This window comes from Flagellimonas hadalis (assembly GCF_007785775.2).
GTDB lineage: Bacteria > Bacteroidota > Bacteroidia > Flavobacteriales > Flavobacteriaceae > Flagellimonas > Flagellimonas hadalis.
Map to the genome: position 1 here is coordinate 96,661 of NZ_VNIK02000005.1, position 17,538 is coordinate 114,198.

Annotated in this window: 18 protein-coding genes; 3 read left to right on the top strand and 15 right to left on the bottom strand. The window is 42.7% G+C overall.

Annotated elements, in window-relative coordinates:
- Nucleotides 1-79: 79 nt before the first annotated feature.
- A complete protein-coding gene (arsS, locus tag FOT42_RS09405; RefSeq protein ID WP_151890316.1) occupies nt 80-1,168 on the top strand; it encodes an arsenosugar biosynthesis radical SAM (seleno)protein ArsS in 1,089 nt (362 codons plus the stop codon).
- Between the two features lies 1 nt (nt 1,169).
- Here the strand turns inward: arsS and FOT42_RS09410 are convergent, their stop codons facing one another.
- The 3 genes from FOT42_RS09410 to FOT42_RS09420 form a co-directional block, all read right to left on the bottom strand.
- Complete coding sequence (locus FOT42_RS09410; protein WP_151890317.1) at nt 1,170-1,664, bottom strand: SRPBCC family protein; 495 nt, start codon at nt 1,662-1,664, stop codon at nt 1,170-1,172.
- Entirely contained in the window at nt 1,661-1,981 is a 321-nt protein-coding gene (locus tag FOT42_RS09415) for an ArsR/SmtB family transcription factor (RefSeq protein WP_151890318.1), read from the bottom strand. The genes FOT42_RS09410 and FOT42_RS09415 overlap by 4 nt, the downstream gene beginning before the upstream one ends.
- 216 nt (nt 1,982-2,197) lie before the next feature.
- The gene (locus FOT42_RS09420; protein ID WP_151890319.1) at nt 2,198-3,136 is read right to left on the bottom strand and encodes a hypothetical protein; all 939 of its coding nucleotides are present in this window, start codon (nt 3,134-3,136) and stop codon (nt 2,198-2,200) included.
- A 369-nt stretch (nt 3,137-3,505) separates the two neighbouring features.
- On the opposite strand from FOT42_RS09420, the gene FOT42_RS09425 reads away from it, so the two are divergent.
- Entirely contained in the window at nt 3,506-4,123 is a 618-nt protein-coding gene (locus FOT42_RS09425) for a TetR/AcrR family transcriptional regulator (protein WP_151890320.1), read from the top strand.
- Here FOT42_RS09425 and FOT42_RS09430 read toward each other — a convergent pair.
- Genes FOT42_RS09430 through FOT42_RS09440 form a run of 3 tightly spaced genes read right to left on the bottom strand, consistent with a single transcriptional unit; the run spans nt 4,120 to nt 6,727 of the window.
- Nucleotides 4,120-5,169 (bottom strand): glycosyltransferase family 9 protein, encoded by a 1,050-nt coding sequence (locus FOT42_RS09430; protein ID WP_226789843.1) that lies wholly within the window; start codon nt 5,167-5,169, stop codon nt 4,120-4,122. The genes FOT42_RS09425 and FOT42_RS09430 overlap by 4 nt on opposite strands.
- Nucleotides 5,153-5,758, bottom strand: a complete 606-nt coding sequence (locus tag FOT42_RS09435; protein ID WP_151890321.1) for a DUF4254 domain-containing protein — start codon at nt 5,756-5,758, stop codon at nt 5,153-5,155. Before FOT42_RS09435 ends, FOT42_RS09430 begins: the two co-directional genes overlap by 17 nt.
- Nucleotides 5,759-5,794: 36 nt before the next feature.
- A complete protein-coding gene (locus tag FOT42_RS09440; RefSeq protein WP_151890322.1) occupies nt 5,795-6,727 on the bottom strand; it encodes a DUF6427 family protein in 933 nt (310 codons plus the stop codon).
- A gap of 39 nt (nt 6,728-6,766) precedes the next feature.
- Between FOT42_RS09440 and FOT42_RS09445 the strand changes: the two genes are divergently transcribed.
- The gene (locus FOT42_RS09445) at nt 6,767-6,988 is read left to right on the top strand and encodes a DUF6341 family protein (RefSeq protein WP_151890323.1); all 222 of its coding nucleotides are present in this window, start codon (nt 6,767-6,769) and stop codon (nt 6,986-6,988) included.
- Here the strand turns inward: FOT42_RS09445 and purD are convergent.
- The 9 genes from purD to FOT42_RS09490 form a co-directional block, all read right to left on the bottom strand.
- Nucleotides 6,983-8,254: a phosphoribosylamine--glycine ligase gene (gene purD / locus FOT42_RS09450; RefSeq protein ID WP_151890324.1), complete on the bottom strand. Its 1,272-nt coding sequence runs from the start codon at nt 8,252-8,254 to the stop codon at nt 6,983-6,985. The genes FOT42_RS09445 and purD overlap by 6 nt on opposite strands.
- Before the next feature lie 146 nt (nt 8,255-8,400).
- Entirely contained in the window at nt 8,401-9,372 is a 972-nt protein-coding gene (locus FOT42_RS09455; protein WP_151890325.1) for a UDP-glucuronic acid decarboxylase family protein, read from the bottom strand.
- Entirely contained in the window at nt 9,372-10,742 is a 1,371-nt protein-coding gene (locus tag FOT42_RS09460; protein WP_151890326.1) for a sugar transferase, read from the bottom strand. The genes FOT42_RS09455 and FOT42_RS09460 overlap by 1 nt, the downstream gene beginning before the upstream one ends.
- Before the next feature lie 25 nt (nt 10,743-10,767).
- On the bottom strand, nt 10,768-12,042 hold the full coding sequence (locus FOT42_RS09465) for a glycosyltransferase family 4 protein (RefSeq protein WP_151890327.1): 1,275 nt from the start codon (nt 12,040-12,042) through the stop codon (nt 10,768-10,770).
- The gene (lhgO, locus tag FOT42_RS09470; RefSeq protein WP_151890328.1) at nt 12,015-13,208 is read right to left on the bottom strand and encodes an L-2-hydroxyglutarate oxidase; all 1,194 of its coding nucleotides are present in this window, start codon (nt 13,206-13,208) and stop codon (nt 12,015-12,017) included. The genes FOT42_RS09465 and lhgO overlap by 28 nt, the downstream gene beginning before the upstream one ends.
- Nucleotides 13,208-14,305, bottom strand: a complete 1,098-nt coding sequence (locus FOT42_RS09475) for a DegT/DnrJ/EryC1/StrS family aminotransferase (protein ID WP_151890329.1) — start codon at nt 14,303-14,305, stop codon at nt 13,208-13,210. Before FOT42_RS09475 ends, lhgO begins: the two co-directional genes overlap by 1 nt.
- 2 nt (nt 14,306-14,307) lie before the next feature.
- Nucleotides 14,308-14,766 (bottom strand): acyltransferase, encoded by a 459-nt coding sequence (locus tag FOT42_RS09480; protein ID WP_151890330.1) that lies wholly within the window; start codon nt 14,764-14,766, stop codon nt 14,308-14,310.
- The gene (locus FOT42_RS09485) at nt 14,753-15,775 is read right to left on the bottom strand and encodes a Gfo/Idh/MocA family protein (RefSeq protein WP_151890331.1); all 1,023 of its coding nucleotides are present in this window, start codon (nt 15,773-15,775) and stop codon (nt 14,753-14,755) included. The genes FOT42_RS09480 and FOT42_RS09485 overlap by 14 nt, the downstream gene beginning before the upstream one ends.
- 371 nt (nt 15,776-16,146) lie before the next feature.
- Nucleotides 16,147-17,532 carry a phenylacetate--CoA ligase family protein gene (locus FOT42_RS09490; RefSeq protein WP_151890332.1) on the bottom strand — a complete coding sequence of 462 codons (1,386 nt, stop codon included), beginning with the start codon at nt 17,530-17,532 and terminating at the stop codon, nt 16,147-16,149.
- Between the last annotated feature and the right edge of the window lie 6 nt (nt 17,533-17,538).

Sequence of the window (17,538 nt, forward strand, 5' to 3'; positions counted from 1 at the left end):
AGATATTGGACAGTAGATATATAAAACCATACGTTAGGTGAAAAATCAAAGCTTTCACTGCGATTATAGAGATTAAGGAATGGGACAAAGCATATTGACCGACATAAAGAACGCTGCAAAAAAATCCTTGAAGGCACGCCATAATGAATTGGCGGACACCCAAAGGCAAATGGATATCCTGAACGGGGGGCTCTTTGCCGATGGGGAACTCCCCTATTTCAAGGATAAAATTGCCCAAACAGGCCAGTTTCCGTTAAAGCCAAAGAAATTGGAGGTCCTGCAGATCAATGTCGGGTATATGTGCAACCAGGTCTGTGAGCACTGCCATGTGGATGCCGGTCCAGACCGGAAGGAGATCATGACCCGGGACACCATGGAGCTCTGTTTGGAGGTCATCCGAAATACAGGGGCACACACCTTGGACCTCACCGGTGGCGCACCCGAAATGAACCCCGACTTCAGGTGGTTCGTGGAAGAAGCTTCCAAAGCAGGGATCAAGGATTTCATCGTCCGTTCCAACCTGACCATCATCTTGGCGAACAAAAAATACCACGATTTGCCCGAGTTTTTCAAAAAACACAATGTACACGTGGTTTCCTCCATGCCACATTACACCAAGGGCAAGACCGACAAGCAACGGGGCGATGGGGTCTTTGACAAGTCCATTCAGGCATTGCAAAAGCTGAACGAGGTGGGCTATGGAATGCCGGACAGCGACCTGCGCCTGGATCTGGTCTACAACCCTTCGGGGGCGTTTTTGCCTTCGGACCAGTCGGCCATGGAACGTGATTTCAAAAAAGCGTTGAAAGCCGATTTCGGCATCGAGTTCCACAACCTTTTTGCCATCACCAACCTGCCCATTTCCCGCTTTTTGGACTATCTCATCGCGTCGGACAACTATGAGGACTATATGTATGCCCTGGTGGAGGCCTATAACCCCGCTGCGGTGGAAAAAGTGATGTGCACCAATACCATTTCCGTGAGTTGGGACGGTTGGCTGTACGATTGCGACTTCAACCAGATGCTCGACCTAAAGGTCGCCAGTAAGGTGAAGCACATCAAGGATTACAATGAGGATGTCCTCAACGACCGAAACATTGTGATTTCCCAACACTGCTATGGCTGTACGGCCGGTGCAGGGAGTAGTTGTCAGGGGACGGTGGCCTAGTTTATTTCATTGTGCTCAATAGCTGTTCCAAATTCTTCACGGTAGCCTTATATCCTTCAATGAAGCCCATTTCGATCATTTTCTCCATTCGCTCCAGCGATTCATTATATATGGCGATGCTTACCGTGGTGATCCCTTCTTCTTCACTGAAGGTATAATCCCAATCTGAGCCGGTGGGAGCAGGATTTTCATCCTTGTCCGCAAAGACATTGTACAGTTTGAAATTGGTTTTTGGGGTGATGGACCTGTACTCTTGAAGTATCCAACCCTCATGCCCCTCTGGGCTTACCATGGCATAAAACCTTTTTCCGCCTACTTCAAAATCCATGTATTTGGTCCTTGCCTTGAACGGGGCCGGCGCCACCCATTGGTCCAACAATTCGGCCTTGGTAAAGGCATCCCAGACCAAATCCAGTCCTGCGTCGAATTCCCTTGTGATATAAACCGTTTTTGCTGCTTTGTCCACGGTAAAATCAAATTTCAATTTATTGCTCATTTTTTATCTTTTTTCATGGTTAACAATACTTGGTCTAGCTGATTGAACTTGGTTTCCCAAATCTTTCTAAACTGCTCCAGCCATAGATCCACCTCCCTCATTTTTTCAATTTCAAGCGAGTAATAAATTTCCCGGCCTTGCTGTTCCTGCTTCACCAGTTCACATTCGGACAAGATGCGCAAGTGTTTGGAAACTGCTTGTCTAGTGATATTGAAATTTTCCGCCAGGGCATTGGGCGTCATGGCATGCACCGCGATCAACGTAATTATGGAGCGTCTTGTGGGGTCAGCAATAGCCTGAAAAATGTCTCTCCTCATCCTAATCTTTTAAATACGAAACTAATCGGTTGCTAATTTATGCGCAACCATTCAGTTTCGCAAATTTATTTTGAAAAAAATCAAAGGAAAATAAGTATTTAATTGATTTACAACGAACTAATAAAACGATTCTTCAACGAATCCTACCTTTCATTTGACCAACCCAGAAATCGATTTGTTTTTGGAATTGGACAATAGTTGCCAGGGAACGGTGACTTAGTCCACCTCGGAAGGGAAGACCCCTCTTGTGCCCATGTCCACGACAGTTTCGCCCAATAACGGTTCAAATTTGCCGTTGCCATTGCCATCTTCCCATTCAAAACTGTTGTTGATGGAAATGACCACTTCAATATTGATGTCCTCGGTTGCATTGGCAGGTATCACCAAAGCCGATGGAAATTGTCCCGTGACCACGCACGAACCTTCAGGGACCGGAGAGGTGTCGCTGATCGGGTTGGGCACTGTGGTTTGAGGGGCGTTTCCTTGGGTCAATTGGATAAACGCAAACCCTTGAATGTTTCCTTTGGTCTCCAATCCAAAATACCCTTGGGCCTTGTTCCCGTTCACCGAAACGGTCTGGTCCTCGATAACGTAGCTGCCGATGTAGGTATTGTACCCCAAAAAGGAGGCCACAAAACCGTCCACATCAATATTATCGTCCACCCCTTCCGGCCAATCGGGAATCTCGGTCTCCGCTCCTTCCAAATTATATACAATCTTGTACTTCTGATAGCCAACCGAAGCCCTAAAGTATTCATAGGTGCCTGCGGTAACATGGCTCAAAGGAACGCTTAGGGTATTGATCTCTTCGTTGAAAAACACCTCGCTATCAAAATCAATCGCCAGTGCTCCACCGCTTCCCGTTGTTGCTGTGGAAACAATGGTGACGCCTTCATCATAAGGTGTAAATTGATCGGCATATAAGCCAATGAAGTGCAATCCCAAAACGTTAAAATCGGGGCTTTGGGCAGCATTTCCTTCGGGAACGGAGGCTGGATTGCCCAAATTGTCCAGACGCCCTGCATCGGCGTCCATGATAAACGTGATGTTCAACCTTGGCACTTCAGTCCCTGGGTTTTCGGTTGATGGATCATCGGAACAGGAAAAAAGGGAAATGCCCATCAACACGGAAAATAGCAAGCTTGTTCTTTTCATAGTTTGTTTTTTATGTGATCTGGGTTTGTATCATCCAAAACGGATATGGGAAGTTAAGATATTTGACATAACCCGCAATGTGCAAAGTGTTTAGAATTTTATCATGCCCTCCCCTGTTGGCCTATTACCTTACCATTGTTGGTTGTGAAAATAATTTCTCTTTCGTATAAATGCATTTTGCGCATCTTTTTGACCAAGAAAACATCCCTTGAACCGACCCACAAGTCGGTTTGTTTTTGGGGTTGGGTGGTAATTGGTCGATCTTCCAACATTTTACCGATTTTTCGTGCCGCTACGTCCTTAATTCTTTGGGTTGGTCGTTTTCCTTGGAATCTTTGTTACAGATCCAACCGTCCAAACCCAAGTCTTATGGAAATGACCCTCAAACGAAGAGAAACCATGCACCGCCTCTGTGGAAAAGGCCTTGAAATCTTCCACGCCAAAGGCTATTACAACACCAGTCTGGACGATATTCTGAACGAGCTCTCCCTCTCCAAGGGCGCTTTTTACCATCACTTCAAGTCGAAGGAAGACTATTTCATCAATATTGTACAGAACCTCATCGTGCAAAAGGTATATGCCTTGCTGATAGAGCCCCTCAACACCAACGAAAACCCATTGCCGGTCATCATCGAGAGTTTGGAGAACGCCCTCGACCCTGGAAAGAAGAACGAAATGGCCTATGGGTTCATGCTGAACGATTTTTTGACCGAGTTCAACAAGCGGAACGAAGAGATCAGCAGTCAGCTTAAGGAAATCATCAATGTTTGGGAGGTCAATCTGGTCTCTTTATTGAAAAAAGGGAAATTGGACGGCCATATTGCCCGCCATGTGGACTGTGAAGGGGTCGCCACTTATATCATCGCTTCCTATCTGGGCATGCGTTCGCTGCTGATGGACAGTTCCAACAAGCAGTTGAGGTACCAGTACATCCAACAGTTGAAGCAATACTTTAACTCCATTGCCGCACATCACGTTGCGGCCTAAGCCTCTAAAATCGTCAACAGTTTGTCCACAACTTGTTGTGGCGGAATAGTTTCCATGACCGACTCGTAGCCTTTGGGCATTTTGTTCCCATATACCGAGGTGGGAATCAATGGATATTTCTCCCTGTCGGCCAACAATGCATTTTCCATGGGTTGGGCAAAGGGATAGAAACCTGCAAAAGGGTGTGTGACCCCCCAGAGCGTGACCACAGGGATGCCATAATTGGCCGCCAAATGGGCATTGCCACTGTCCATGGAGAGCATAACATCTAAATTGGATATCAATTCCAATTCCTCCGATAAATTCAGTTTGCCTGCCATGCAGAGCGCATTTTGGTAGGATTTGGAGAGACGCTCCAGCATTTCTACTTCTTTCACGCCGCCTCCAAAAAGCAATATTTTATACTTATTGGTATTGTTGAGTTCCGTGATGACCTTTTCCATCAGTGACAAAGGGTACATTTTGCCCTCATGGGCCGCAAAGGGTGCCACGCCGACCCATTTTTTGGTGTCCTGAGCGACCAACCCCAATACTTTTTCTGAAAGTGGCAATCGCGGTAAGGGTTTGATCTCGGAAAGGTGGATGGGAAAACCCAATTGGGCCAAAACATTGGCATAGCGTTCGTGGGTTGTTTTTAGTTGTTGGAAAATCTTGTTCCGGTTTCGGGTCAAGGCCTTTTTTTCCCTCCTGCCCTTGTCGATCTGCACAAAAGGGATCCCTTCCAAGGCGAAGTACTTTTTCAGTATCCTGCTCCGTAACACATTGTGAAGGTCGGCCACGGCATCGAACTGCAACGGTTTCAATTCTTGGTGCAGCCGCCAGAGTCCTATCAGCCCCTTATGGCGTTTTTTTACATCGGCCTCCAGCACATTGACCCTTTCCAAACCCTCAAAAATGGGCATGAAGGGTTTTTTGGTGAGCAAGGTGATGTGGAGGTGGGGGTATTTTTGGGTCAGACCATTGATGATTGGGGCCGTCATGGCCACGTCGCCCATGGCCGACAAGCGAATCAACAAAATCCGGGTGATGTTACCCTTTTTGTCCACGGAGCACTGGGTTGAGTTCTTCGTCGTTGTACATTTTCATCTGTTTATAGACCTTCATGTACTTGTTTCCCGTTTCGATATCGGCCAATAATTGGTCAATGGCAGCTGAAAGGTCCTTTTTCTGTTCCAACAGTATGGCCAATTTATCCGCACATTTTTGGATGTGTTCAGGTGAGGCATCGGTGCGGTTCACCTCTTCTTGCATGTGATAGATCTTCAGGGCCAAAATGGAAAGCCTATCAATGGCCCAAGCGGGGCTTTCGGTATTGATGGTGGCTGTTTCTTTGGGTTGTACCGATTGGTATTTGTTCAAAAAGTAGCTGTCGATGTATTCTACAAGATCGGTCCGGTCCTGATTGCTGGCGTCTATTTTGCGTTTCAGGTCCAATGCATCCACAGGATCGATTTCCGGGTCACGGATGATGTCCTCATAATGCCACTGTACGGTGTCTATCCAGTTTTTTCGGTACAGCAGGTGTTCTATCTTATCCTTTGGATAAGGGTTCGTGAATTCCTGGTACACGTCGTCCTTGATGTGGTAGGTGTCAATACTTTTCTGGAAGATCCCAAAGGCAAAATCACTGAACATGATGCATCATTTTGGGCAAAGATATTGCTTTATGGATTAATGATTCATCTGGAGCACAAAAAGCAAGAGTGACAAAACCGTGCAGATGATGAGTATGGCCTCTCGGTGTTTGGCCTTCTTGATTGCCTCAAAATAATTGGCCATAAAGACGGAGGCGGGAAAAAAGGTGATCAGCACGGGCGATTCGTCCGCTGGGGTAAGCAGCGTTATGAACACGCCCAAGACAAAGGCCAAAAAAATGACACGCAGTTGCAACAGCTTGCCCCCTCCCACGTTCCGCAACCTCAGGAAGACCACAAAAGCCACCGCCAAAGCAAAAAGGATATAGATCAGGGCCTTGACGTTCAGTACCTCTGAAAAGGAATCCGTTTTGAAAATCCCCAATGAAAACTTATAGTGTTCCCGGAAAAAATCCAAGGAACCGTTCACCTTCAAAATGGTGAAAGTCAGGATAAAGATGGTGGCCACCCCCACCATGGGCACTAGCCAATTCTTGAACGTTTTCCGGTCATATAAATTGATGACCACAAAGACCAAGAGCAAAAAAACAAGGGCCCAATCGTAAAAAAGGCTCGCCACGGCTATCAAAAGTGATGCATCAAAAATCTTGTGCTTTACATTCCTTATGGATTTGATGGACAACAGACGCCAAAGGGCCAACAGCAAGAAAAAATTGGTGAAAATGGCATTTTTCAACTGCAGGTTCTCCGAAAAAGCGGTCACCAAGAGTACAAAAAAGAGGATGGTGTAGGAGTTGAAATCCGTGATCTTTTCGGTCCTCACCATCTGATTGATGATGAAAATGCCCAAAAGCAGCACCACGAAAGTAAGTAGCTCAAAGGGAATTACATCGTTGATCTTTTGCTCGCGCAGCCCCAGAAAAACATTGCTGAAATAAAAAAGAAACAAAAAGATGGCAAGGACAATGTAGTTTATGGGCTTTGTTTTTCCGAAAAAGCTTGAAATCATCCTTTCTTTTGCTACTTTTGTAGCGTAAATATAGCCAAGATGAGCAAGTTTTTTTACGGTATTGAGGACTTATTTGTAAACTACCTTTTTGCCCCTTTGGATTTCTTCCGTTTCATGCATAGTTGGTGGGGCTCCAACACCATCAACTGGATTTTTTTCATCATCGGCTTTGTGGCCATGGTCTATTGGATGAAACAGTTGAAGATTTTTAACGACAACAACGAGGAGGATAAGAGCATCAGCTCACACTCTTATCTATAGGTCGAACCCTAGGTCTTTTCTGAAGTACATCCCATCAAAATGGATTTTTTCCATGTTTTGATAGGATTTCTGCAACGCCTCCTTAAAATCCTTTCCAAAGGAAGTGACCGCAATGACGCGCCCTCCGTTGGTGACCACTTTTCCATCGGATAGCTTGGTGCCCGCATGGAAAACGAGGGAGTCTTCCACGTTTTCAGTTCCCGTAATCTGTTTTCCCTTTTCGTAGGCTTCTGGATATCCGCCCGAAACGGCCATTACCGTTGTCGCGGCCCTTTCATCTATTTGTAGGTCTATCTGGTCCAACGAGCCATTGGCCATGGCCAAAAGTACCTCGACCAAGTCGCTCTTTAACCTTGGAATCACCACTTCGGTCTCAGGATCGCCCATCCGTACGTTGTATTCGATCACTTTGGGTTCGTTGCCCACCTTGATCAAACCGATGAAGATAAACCCGACATAGGGCAAATCATCCTTTTTAAGGCCCTCTACCGTCGGTTTTACGATTCTGGCCTCCACTGTGTCCATGAAAGCGGAATCGGCAAAAGGAACCGGGGAAATGGCCCCCATTCCGCCCGTGTTGAGTCCGGTGTCCCCTTCCCCAATGCGTTTATAGTCTTTCGCGGTGGGCAAGATTTTATAGTTGGAACCGTCCGTCAACACAAAACAGCTCAATTCGATACCGTCCAAGAACTCCTCAATCACCACAGTGGCACTGGCGGACCCGAATTTGGAATCCAACAGCATCGACTTCAATTCGGTCTTTGCTTCGTCCAAATCTTGAAGAATCAGCACGCCCTTACCCGCAGCCAATCCATCTGCTTTTAAAACATACGGTGGATTTAAGGTTTCCAAAAAGGCATATCCTTTCTCCAAAGATCCACTGGTAAAACTTTCATAGGCAGCCGTGGGAATCTGGTGTCGCATCATGAACTCCTTGGCAAATTCCTTACTGCCCTCCAAGGCTGCGGCTGCTTTCTGTGGTCCGATGACAGGAATATTTTTTAGTTCGACATCATTCAGGAAAAAATCGTGCACACCGTTCACCAATGGGTCTTCTGGTCCCACTACCACCAAATCGATGGCTTCTTTCAGCACTATTTGTTTGATGGCCGGAAAATCGTTCACCCCCACCTCAACATTGGTGGCGATTTCGGATGTGCCCGCATTTCCAGGGGCTACAAAAAGTTTTGCTGTTTTGGGACTCTGTGAGATTTTAAGGGCCAAGGCGTGTTCTCTTCCGCCAGATCCCAGGACCAGAATGTTCATGAATCGATGTTTTGGCAAAAATAACCCAATTCAAATTTAATTTGGGAGTAAAGTGACTTTTTAAGCCCTATCAAATCCTTTGCTGAGGCTTCAGACACCAATTGCACGAATTGGCACTAATAAATCATAAAGCTGATGGGCTGCCTTTAGGGCAAAAAATCCCTGTGTGCTTCCCACAGTTGGTCGTGTGGAAGGGATTTGAAGTAATCATATACTTTTTTAAGTCCTTCGGAGCGATGCACCTTGGGTTCCCATCCCAAAATTTCCTTCGCCCGCGTGATGTCGGGCTGTCGTTGCAAGGGGTCATCTTGGGGCAAGGGTTTGAATACTATTTTTTGGTCCGTTCCCGTAAGCTTGATGATTTCCTCAGCAAATTCGAGAATAGTGGTCTCATCCGGGTTGCCAATGTTGATGGGTTCCACATAATCACTCATCAACAAGCGATAAATCCCCTCGACCTGATCATCGATATAAGTAAAGGAACGGGTTTGAGAGCCGTCTCCAAAAACCGTCAGATCTTCGCCTCGCAAGGCCTGACCCATGAAGGCGGGCACCACACGACCATCGTTCAACCGCATCCGGGACCCGTAGGTGTTGAAAATCCGGACAATGCGGGTGTCCAGCCCATGGTGCCTGTGGTAGGCCATGGTGATGGATTCCATAAATCGTTTGGCCTCATCATACACTCCCCTGGGTCCGATCGGACTCACGTTCCCATAATAGTCCTCGTTCTGGGGATGCACCAAGGGATCACCGTACACCTCAGAAGTGGAAGCCACCAAGATACGGGCCTTATGGTCCCGTGCCAACCCCAAAAGGTTCAGGGTGCCCAAGGAACCTACCTTGAGGGTTTCAATGGGAATCTTCAAATAATCGATGGGACTTGCGGGTGAGGCAAAGTGGAGGATATAGTCCATTTTTCCGGGCACGTGCACGAACTTGGACACGTCGTGGTGGTAGAAATCGAACCGATCCATGTGGAACAAATGCTCTATGTTCCTGAGGTCGCCCGTGATGAGGTTGTCCATCCCGATGACGTGGTGGCCTTCGGCAATGAAGCGGTCACAAAGGTGCGATCCCAAAAATCCTGCTGCTCCGGTGATGAGTGTTTTTTTCATTAAATTCCTCTTGAGAAAAGAACAGTTGTCATTGTTTTAAATATAATGCGCAAGTCCAGAGTAATGGATTTGTTTTTTATGTAGTATAAGTCATATTCCAGCTTTCTTATGGAATCCTCCAAATCTTCCCCATACTTGTACTTTACTTGGGCCCAACCTGTTATCCCAGGTTTAAACAAGTGCCTAATACCGTAAAAAGGCAGCATTTTATTGAGTTGGTCCACAAAAACCTTACGTTCAGGTCTAGGTCCGATAAATGTCATTTTTCCTTGAATGACTGATATGATTTGTGGCAATTCATCTATTCTAAACGTTCGTAGTATTTTCCCAAAGGGTGTTATCCTTGTGTCATTCTTAGTGGCCATTTTTGCTCCGCTTTTTTCTGCATCAATCACCATGGACCTGAACTTGTATATCTTGAACTCCTTGCCGTATTGGCCAACTCTTTCTTGCGTATAAAACAGGGGCCCCTTATTAAAAAAGAGATTGAAAAACCACACAAAAGGACAAACCAAAAAGAAAACAATGCCAACAGAGCACGAAAGTGTGAAGTTTACAATAAAACTGAAAAGCACTTGTAAATATCTGATCTTTTTGTTTTTGAGTTGCAATAATTCATAAAAACTATGATGTTGTGATTTTATGGGCATTGCTTCATATGTGTTTTCGTAAAAAGACGTATATGAAATCACTTCTTTTTTCTTCAGTATCGAATCTAACAACAATTCTTCCAAAGGCTTGGTCAAATCATCATAATTTCTGACGTTCAAAATCCAAGTGTCAATTTTTTCAATGGCTTCCAAAAACTTCTTCTTCTGAAGGAATGGGGCCTTATTGTTAATTTCATATGTGAGCTTGACTTTATAGAACGTATTTGTTCCATCCCCATTGATATAGGCTATTTGCTCTTTAAGGTTCTCCTCTACATTCCCATCGTATATGTATAAAACCTTTTTGGTAGTGGGTATGATCTTAAAAACATTGCTGAAAAAAAGCCTCCAGAGACCTATTTCAATTGGGGTCAACAATAAAAATGAAAGAAGTGGAATTCTCCAAAAACTCACATCATATGTAAAGACAGTGAATATGAACACTAAAAAAACATATAGTGATGATATGTACACAGATTGGGATACTACATATCTTCTTCTTGCAATTTTTTCCAAGTTGTAAAAATCCAGGATATAGGATAATGAGAAATATGAAAAAACACCAAAAACAAAGACAAATGTCTTGAGTTCAATTGATATATATTCTTTGTCTATTGCGTGATTTACCAGCAGGTTAAGTGAGGTCAGTATAATCAAAAAATCCCCTAACAAAAGAATAGATTTTCTTTCAATGGAATTTAAGACAGATACCTTTGGCATAACACTACTTTTTTAAACCTTTATGTTAAGGTTGGCCCACTAATTTAACAATAACTTCATAGTATCTTTTATTAATACTTTCATAGGTACATTTTTCAATTAGGTATTTATATCCCTTTGTCCCATACTCATTAAGCTTTGCTTCTTCAAGTCCCATGAAATATTCTATTTTCTTTTCTAATTGTTTTTTGTTATTCGGTTCTATGACATACCCTGCGCCGGAATATGTAACAGGGTTCTCCAAAGAGTCCAATGCTTGTATGATAGGCTTTTTTGCGTTGAAATAATCGAAGGTTTTAAGCTGTGATGTTCCATATTGGTATACTTTTGAGGCCTTACCTCCTTTCCCCATAAAAAGGAGATCCATTTTTTTTAGGAATTGGGAGACATATCCTTTCGGGATTTTATCAATAAAAATGACATTTGGATAGGCTTCCGCCAGTTTCAGAAGTCTTTCTTTTTCGGGCCCTCCACCCAAAATATATAGCTTTAGGCATTGATTGCCATAGTTGCCGACCACGTTGATTATAGTGTCTAATGGATTGGCAACGACCAAAGTCCCTGCATAGCCAATTTTGAAATCTTCTTTCTTAAAGTCGATTTCAATTATGTCCTTGAGATTTAGGTGAGGATTGTCTTCACTCAGAGAGTAACCGTTTGTAATCCATTCATATTTGAAATCGGAATGCCCCAGTACTTCTTGGATGTACAGGTCAGCTCTTGGAATGACGGATATAATTAAATCACAGTTGGAGTACGCCCACTTTTCCAATAAACCAATGAACCTGATAAGGACGTTATCCTTTTTATATCCTCCAAACTCAATTGCCGATAAAGGCCACAAATCCCTAATTTCAAAAACCAATTTGGCCTTAGGGTATATCAATTTAAAAAAAACAAGGTTGATTACAGGTAGTATTGGAAGCGAAGACAAAACAATCACATCTGGCTTAGGAGCCTTTTTTTTGGAGAGAATGGGCAAAACAAAAAGGTTTAGCATAAAAAAAAACCAATTCATGATTCTTCCTGCACCTCCTGACTGTTTATACTTGTTTGTTTTTAATATTATTGTGGGAACACCTTTGTCCACATACTTATATAGCCCTAAAAATTTGTTATGTCTTTTTGGTGCATGTGAAAAGGACCCTGTAATCAATAACGGTCTGAAACTGGTCTCGTCGTTTAGATATTTCCCTATATAATAATGTCTATATCCTTCACCCCCAATTTCGGGAGTAGTTATGTATTGGTTTATGAACCAAACACTCTTCATCAAATCCGGCTGATTAACTTGTTGCATATTGTCTTTCCAATTTGTAATGATGATGTTGCTGCTGGCGATGGCGCATTAACAACATGAACAGCATTAGCTGAGTATTGAATGAGAAAGTCGTCGGCAAGTTTACCATTCTCATAACAGATTTGTGCCCTAATGCCAGAATTCCCAACTTTTAAATCTTCTTCCCTGATCTCTGGGACAAGTTTCTGTAAGGATTTAACAAACGCTTTTTTGGAAAACGACCTATGCATCTCATAGATTCCTACTTTCCAATATCTTAAGGCCATCCTTAAAAACCCTTTGAAAAAAACACTTTCAATCAATTCCTTAAAATTGATTTCAAATTTATGGTACCCTTCACGTCCGAGTGCCAGTACAGCATTGGGTCCTGCATCTATCTCTCCATTGATTCTGCGGGTAAAATGAACGCCAAGAAATGGAAACTTTGGGTCTGGTACTGGATAAACCAAGTTCTTGATTAAATACCTTTTGTTCTCTTTTATAAGAAAGTATTCTCCTTTGAAAGGAATAATCTTTGCTTTTAGTTTAACCCCATTCATTTTTGCTATTTTATCTGAATAAAGCCCCGCACAATTGACCATATACTTGCTTACTATTTTGTTGTTCCCAAAGCTAAGTATGAGCTTTTCCTTTCCTGAAATCTCTTTAAGTGCGTTGCCAAAGAAAAAATGAGCTCCCATTTCTTCAAGGTTCTCCTTTAACTTTTTAGCAACTTGACTATAGTCCACAATGCCTGCTTGAGGCACCAAAATGCCCTTTGTTCCCCTTACATAGGGTTCAATGGCCATAATTTCCTCGGAATTTAGTGTTTTAAGACCCTTAAGGCCATTTTCCACCCCTCTTTCATATATAGTGTCCAAAGCCTTTTCTTCATTGGCATCGGTAGCTACGATCAGTTTTCCGCATATTTCAAAATGTATCTCCTGTTCCTTACAAAACTGAACAAGTAAATCATATCCTTGTTTACAGTTCCTTGCTTTTGCACTTCCAGGTTTGTAGTATATCCCCGAGTGGATTACCCCGCTATTCCTTCCTGTTTGGTGCTTTGCAATGTCTTTTTCCTTTTCAATAAAAGCCAGTTGAAGTCCGGGCCGCTCTTTTTTTAGATGATACCCAACAGAAAGTCCTACAATTCCACAGCCAATGATGGTAACATCATACTCCATTATTTGAAATAAGATTTGATGGTCTCAACCACTTTCTGCGCATCATTCTTGGTTAAGTGCTCTCCCATTGGTAAACTTAAAAGTTCAATATCATTTTTATAAGCAGAGTAAGTTTCGCAGTTTTGTTGCAAGTAATTATAGGCTTCAAGTTTTGGAAGTGCAATGGGGTAATGTATTCCCGTTTGGATTCCTTGGTCTTTTAGGTATTTGGCCAACTGATCCCTCTCCTTGGATCTTATTACAAAAACATGATATACTTGTCTTGCCCATTTTTCTCTCTTGGGCAAAACAATTTGCTGTATTTCAGATAGTTCACGAAGATAGAAATCAGCAATCTCTATTCTTCTATTGGTCCATCTCTCCAAATGCCTCAATTTTACATTGAGCACTGCGGCCTGCAAATTATCAAGTCTACTGTTTCTGCCTTCAAAAAGGTGATTATATTTTTCAATTCTTCCGTGATTGGCTATCATTCTAGCTTTATTGGCTAGTTCCTCGTTGTTTGTAACCACTGCCCCTGCATCTCCATATGCCCCCATGTTCTTGCCTGGGTAAAAGCTAAAAGCCCCTATATTGCCAATTGCGCCAACCTTAACATTTTTGTATTCCGCCCCATGTGCCTGGGCACAATCTTCAATGATAAACAGGCCGTGGTCTTGGGCAATCTTCTTTAATCCGTCCATATCGCATGGGTGGCCGTAAAGGTGCACCGCTATTATCGCCTTTGTTTTTTGGGTCAACACACTCTTCAAACTCATTAAATCTATAGTGTAATTATTGGGGTCGCAATCACAGAAAACCACTTTATGGCCAGACCTTGTTACAGCTTCTGAACTAGCCACAAAACTGTTTGCTGGCACAATGATTTCTGAATTACTTGGAAGATTCAAGGCTTCAATGGCAATCTCAAGAGCATCCGTCCCATTGGCGACTCCAATACAATAACTGGAATCCTGATAGACCGCAAAGTCTTTCTCAAGTTGTTTTATTTGATCTCCTCCGATAAAAGCTGCTTTTTCAACAACATCCTTTATGGCGGCATCCACCTCATCTTTGATTTGGGAATATTGACTTTGAAGATCTAGAAACTTTATCATGGCTATTTAATTTTTACTGCAGGATTTCCGACATAAGTTCCACTTTCTATTATATCCTTTGTCACAACTGATCCCGCTCCAATAACTACATTATTACAAATTTCTACGGGCAAGATTGTGGAATTGGAACCAATAGAGACTTTATTGCCTATTTTGGTTGTTCTCCATTTGCTTTGATCACCATTTGCCGGACCACCATCACTAAACAAATCATTAATGAACATCACCCCATGGCCAATAAAACAATCTTTGCCAATGTCGACCAACTCACAAATAAAAGTGTGTGATTGGATTTTTGTGCGGTCTCCTATATTGACTCTTTTCTGAATCTCAACAAAAGGACCAACAAAACAGTCGTTTCCTATAAAACATCCATATAGGTTTACAGGCTCTACTATTTTTACGTTTTCTCCGAAATTGACATCTTTGATTCCGGAACTATATACATTATATGGCTTCAAAGCGTCCTTTCATTTTATTATAAATTTTATCTATGATCTCAACTGTTTTAAGTCCTTCAAAACCATTTGCGGAAATAACCCCGTCGTTGGTAAGCACCTCTACCACATTTTCGTAGACCCTGTCATGGTTGGACATGGATCCTTGATATTGTCCATAGTTGTTTGCCGTGTTCCCTTCCGGCAGGTCGCCAATTACCTCTCCATCAATATTCTGATACTCCAACTCATTTAAATACTGCCCCCCTATCTTAACAGTCCCTTTTTCACCAAAAATGGTGAGCGAGCCCTCCATGTTTTTCCCAAAGCTATTAACGGTATAATTAATCGTTCCAATGGCCCCGTTATAAAATTTCAATGCGATAACACCATTGTCGTCAAACTCGGCAATATCTTGGTGATTGAAGTTTCCACCAAAAGCTTCTACGTTCTTCACATCGCCAATCATCCAATATAATAAATCTATAAAATGACTGAACTGAGTATAGAGTGTGCCTCCGTCCAAATCCAAGCTGCCTTTCCATGAATTATGGTAATAATCTTCATTTCTGTTCCAAAAACAGCTCAACTGGACAGAAAATATTCTTCCCAATTTTCCTGAGTCGATCAATCTTTTTACTGCTTCAACAGGTGGGTTGAATCGGTTTTGCTTTACAATCATCAATCGTTTATTCGCGCTTTCCGCAGTTTTGATCATCTCACCACAGTCATATACGCTTGTAGCCATTGGTTTTTCACAAAGTACGTGTATTCCGCTCTTTAAAACCTTAATGGAATGCGCCGCATGTAATCCGTTCGGTGAACATATTGCTACCAGATCTATATCTTTTTCATTTGCGAGCATATCCTCGATGGATGGGTAGGCGGAGGCACCATACTCTTTTGCAAGCGTATCCGCTCTGCCAAAATCAACATCGCAAACAGCTTTAAGGATTCCATTATTTGCAATGTGCTTGGCATGTCTGTTTCCAATCCGGCCACACCCTACTATGGCAAATTTTAGTGGTTTCATAATTTGATTTAAGTTAGGCAAAGGTACTTTTATTTATAAAAATAAACTTACAATGTGTAAATCACATATTACTTTCAAAAATAAACTGTTACGCCACCTTTAAGAAGGCCTATAAGGGGTCAGACCTAAAAACCATTAGTCTTAAGAGAATTAGGATGTTTATGTCTGCCAAAACCCCCGTATTGGTATCTGGAGATGCTAAAATACCGGATTGGTTGCTAAAAACAGGAGCAAACATCAGTGCTAAGGACAAAAAAAAGCTTCTTTGACCGTTATGGACTATGTAAAGCAACAAAATGCCCTTTGGTTGGAAAAATGGCTAAGAGAAAATGGGGCGAAGTTGGCAAGCGAACTTGAATAATCCAATACGCCTAAGGAACTTTTGATATCACCGCCCTGAACTTGCCATTTTTGTTTCTAGGGATTTCCATTAATTGATTGAACTGTACCGATACCTCACCCACCTGACTGCGGAGTCTTTTTTTCATCTCCTCTTCTTCTTGTTTTGAAAAGCCGTTCTCCACTACAATGTTTATGGTGTAATCCTCCATGGTATTTTGTACCAACTGGGCCACCACAAGGTTGGGAATATCAACAAATAGGCCATGAAAGCGCACCATTTTTCGGCCATCCTTAGCTGTTACAACATCTTCTGTTCTACCTTCTATTTCATCAATTTTGGGCATATGGAGACCAGAGGCAGTCTCTTGGTTCTTTGATAACTTTACCCTGTCTCCAATCCTGTAGCGGATTAGAGGTTGGTCAAAATTTAATAATCCGGTTGAAATGACTTCTCCTGCTTCCCCATGGGCAACATCCTTTCCTTCATCATCTACCACTTCCATAATCCCCGTGTCTGGGCTAAAAAGCAATTCACCATGGCTGTTCTCAGATATCAACCCGCAAGACTCCACTCCGCTATAAGCATCGTATACTTTACAGTTGTAAACTCTTTCCATTGTTGACCGCATTTCCTGAGTCAGTTTTTCACTTGATGTCAAAACCGCTTTGAGTTTCGGTGCTTGAAGTCCTTTTTTTTCGATAAACTCGGCCAATAGGTAGTTGCTCATGGCATACCCCACCATGTAGTCCAATTGGTTGTCCTTGATTCCTTTCAAATAATTGGACGCAGTTTCTGGTGATAGGTGGTATGCCGAAAAATACACTTGTTTTTCCGCATAATTTTTACGGAAATACGGGGGTTTTGCATTTGCTTCTGGGAGAATTCTTCTTCCGCCTATCATCCCTCTCCTCATTTTATAATCTACTCCCGCCCAATTCCTTACACGGGCCTCATAAGCTGCACTCCATATTTGTTGGGCCTCTTTGGTAAAAAACGCTTTGATAGGTGTTCCAGTACTTCCACTGCTGGACAAAAAAGCTCCTTTTTTGCGCTTTGTGGAGAGCAATGTAGTAGTACCGTATTTCCTTAGTTCATCCTTTTCAAGGAACGGCAGTTTTTTTAAATCCTCTATTTCGAACTTTTCAAAGTCCTTGTGACCAAACCCATGCTCTGAATAATGTTTGTTGTAAAAAGGAACTGTATCGAAAGCATGAATCAAGAGCTTTCTTAATTCTTTGGTCTGGTACTCCCTCCATTGTTCTTGGGTATATTTTTCCCTTTTTTTAAACTCACTTACATGCCCTTTAAACTCTCCCCCCAGCCTTCTTCTTTTCCAATAAAGCCCATAAGCGGAAATGAGAAGGTTTTGAATAATTACTGGGGAATTTTTGTATGTGTTTAATATCTGCTTCATATAGCG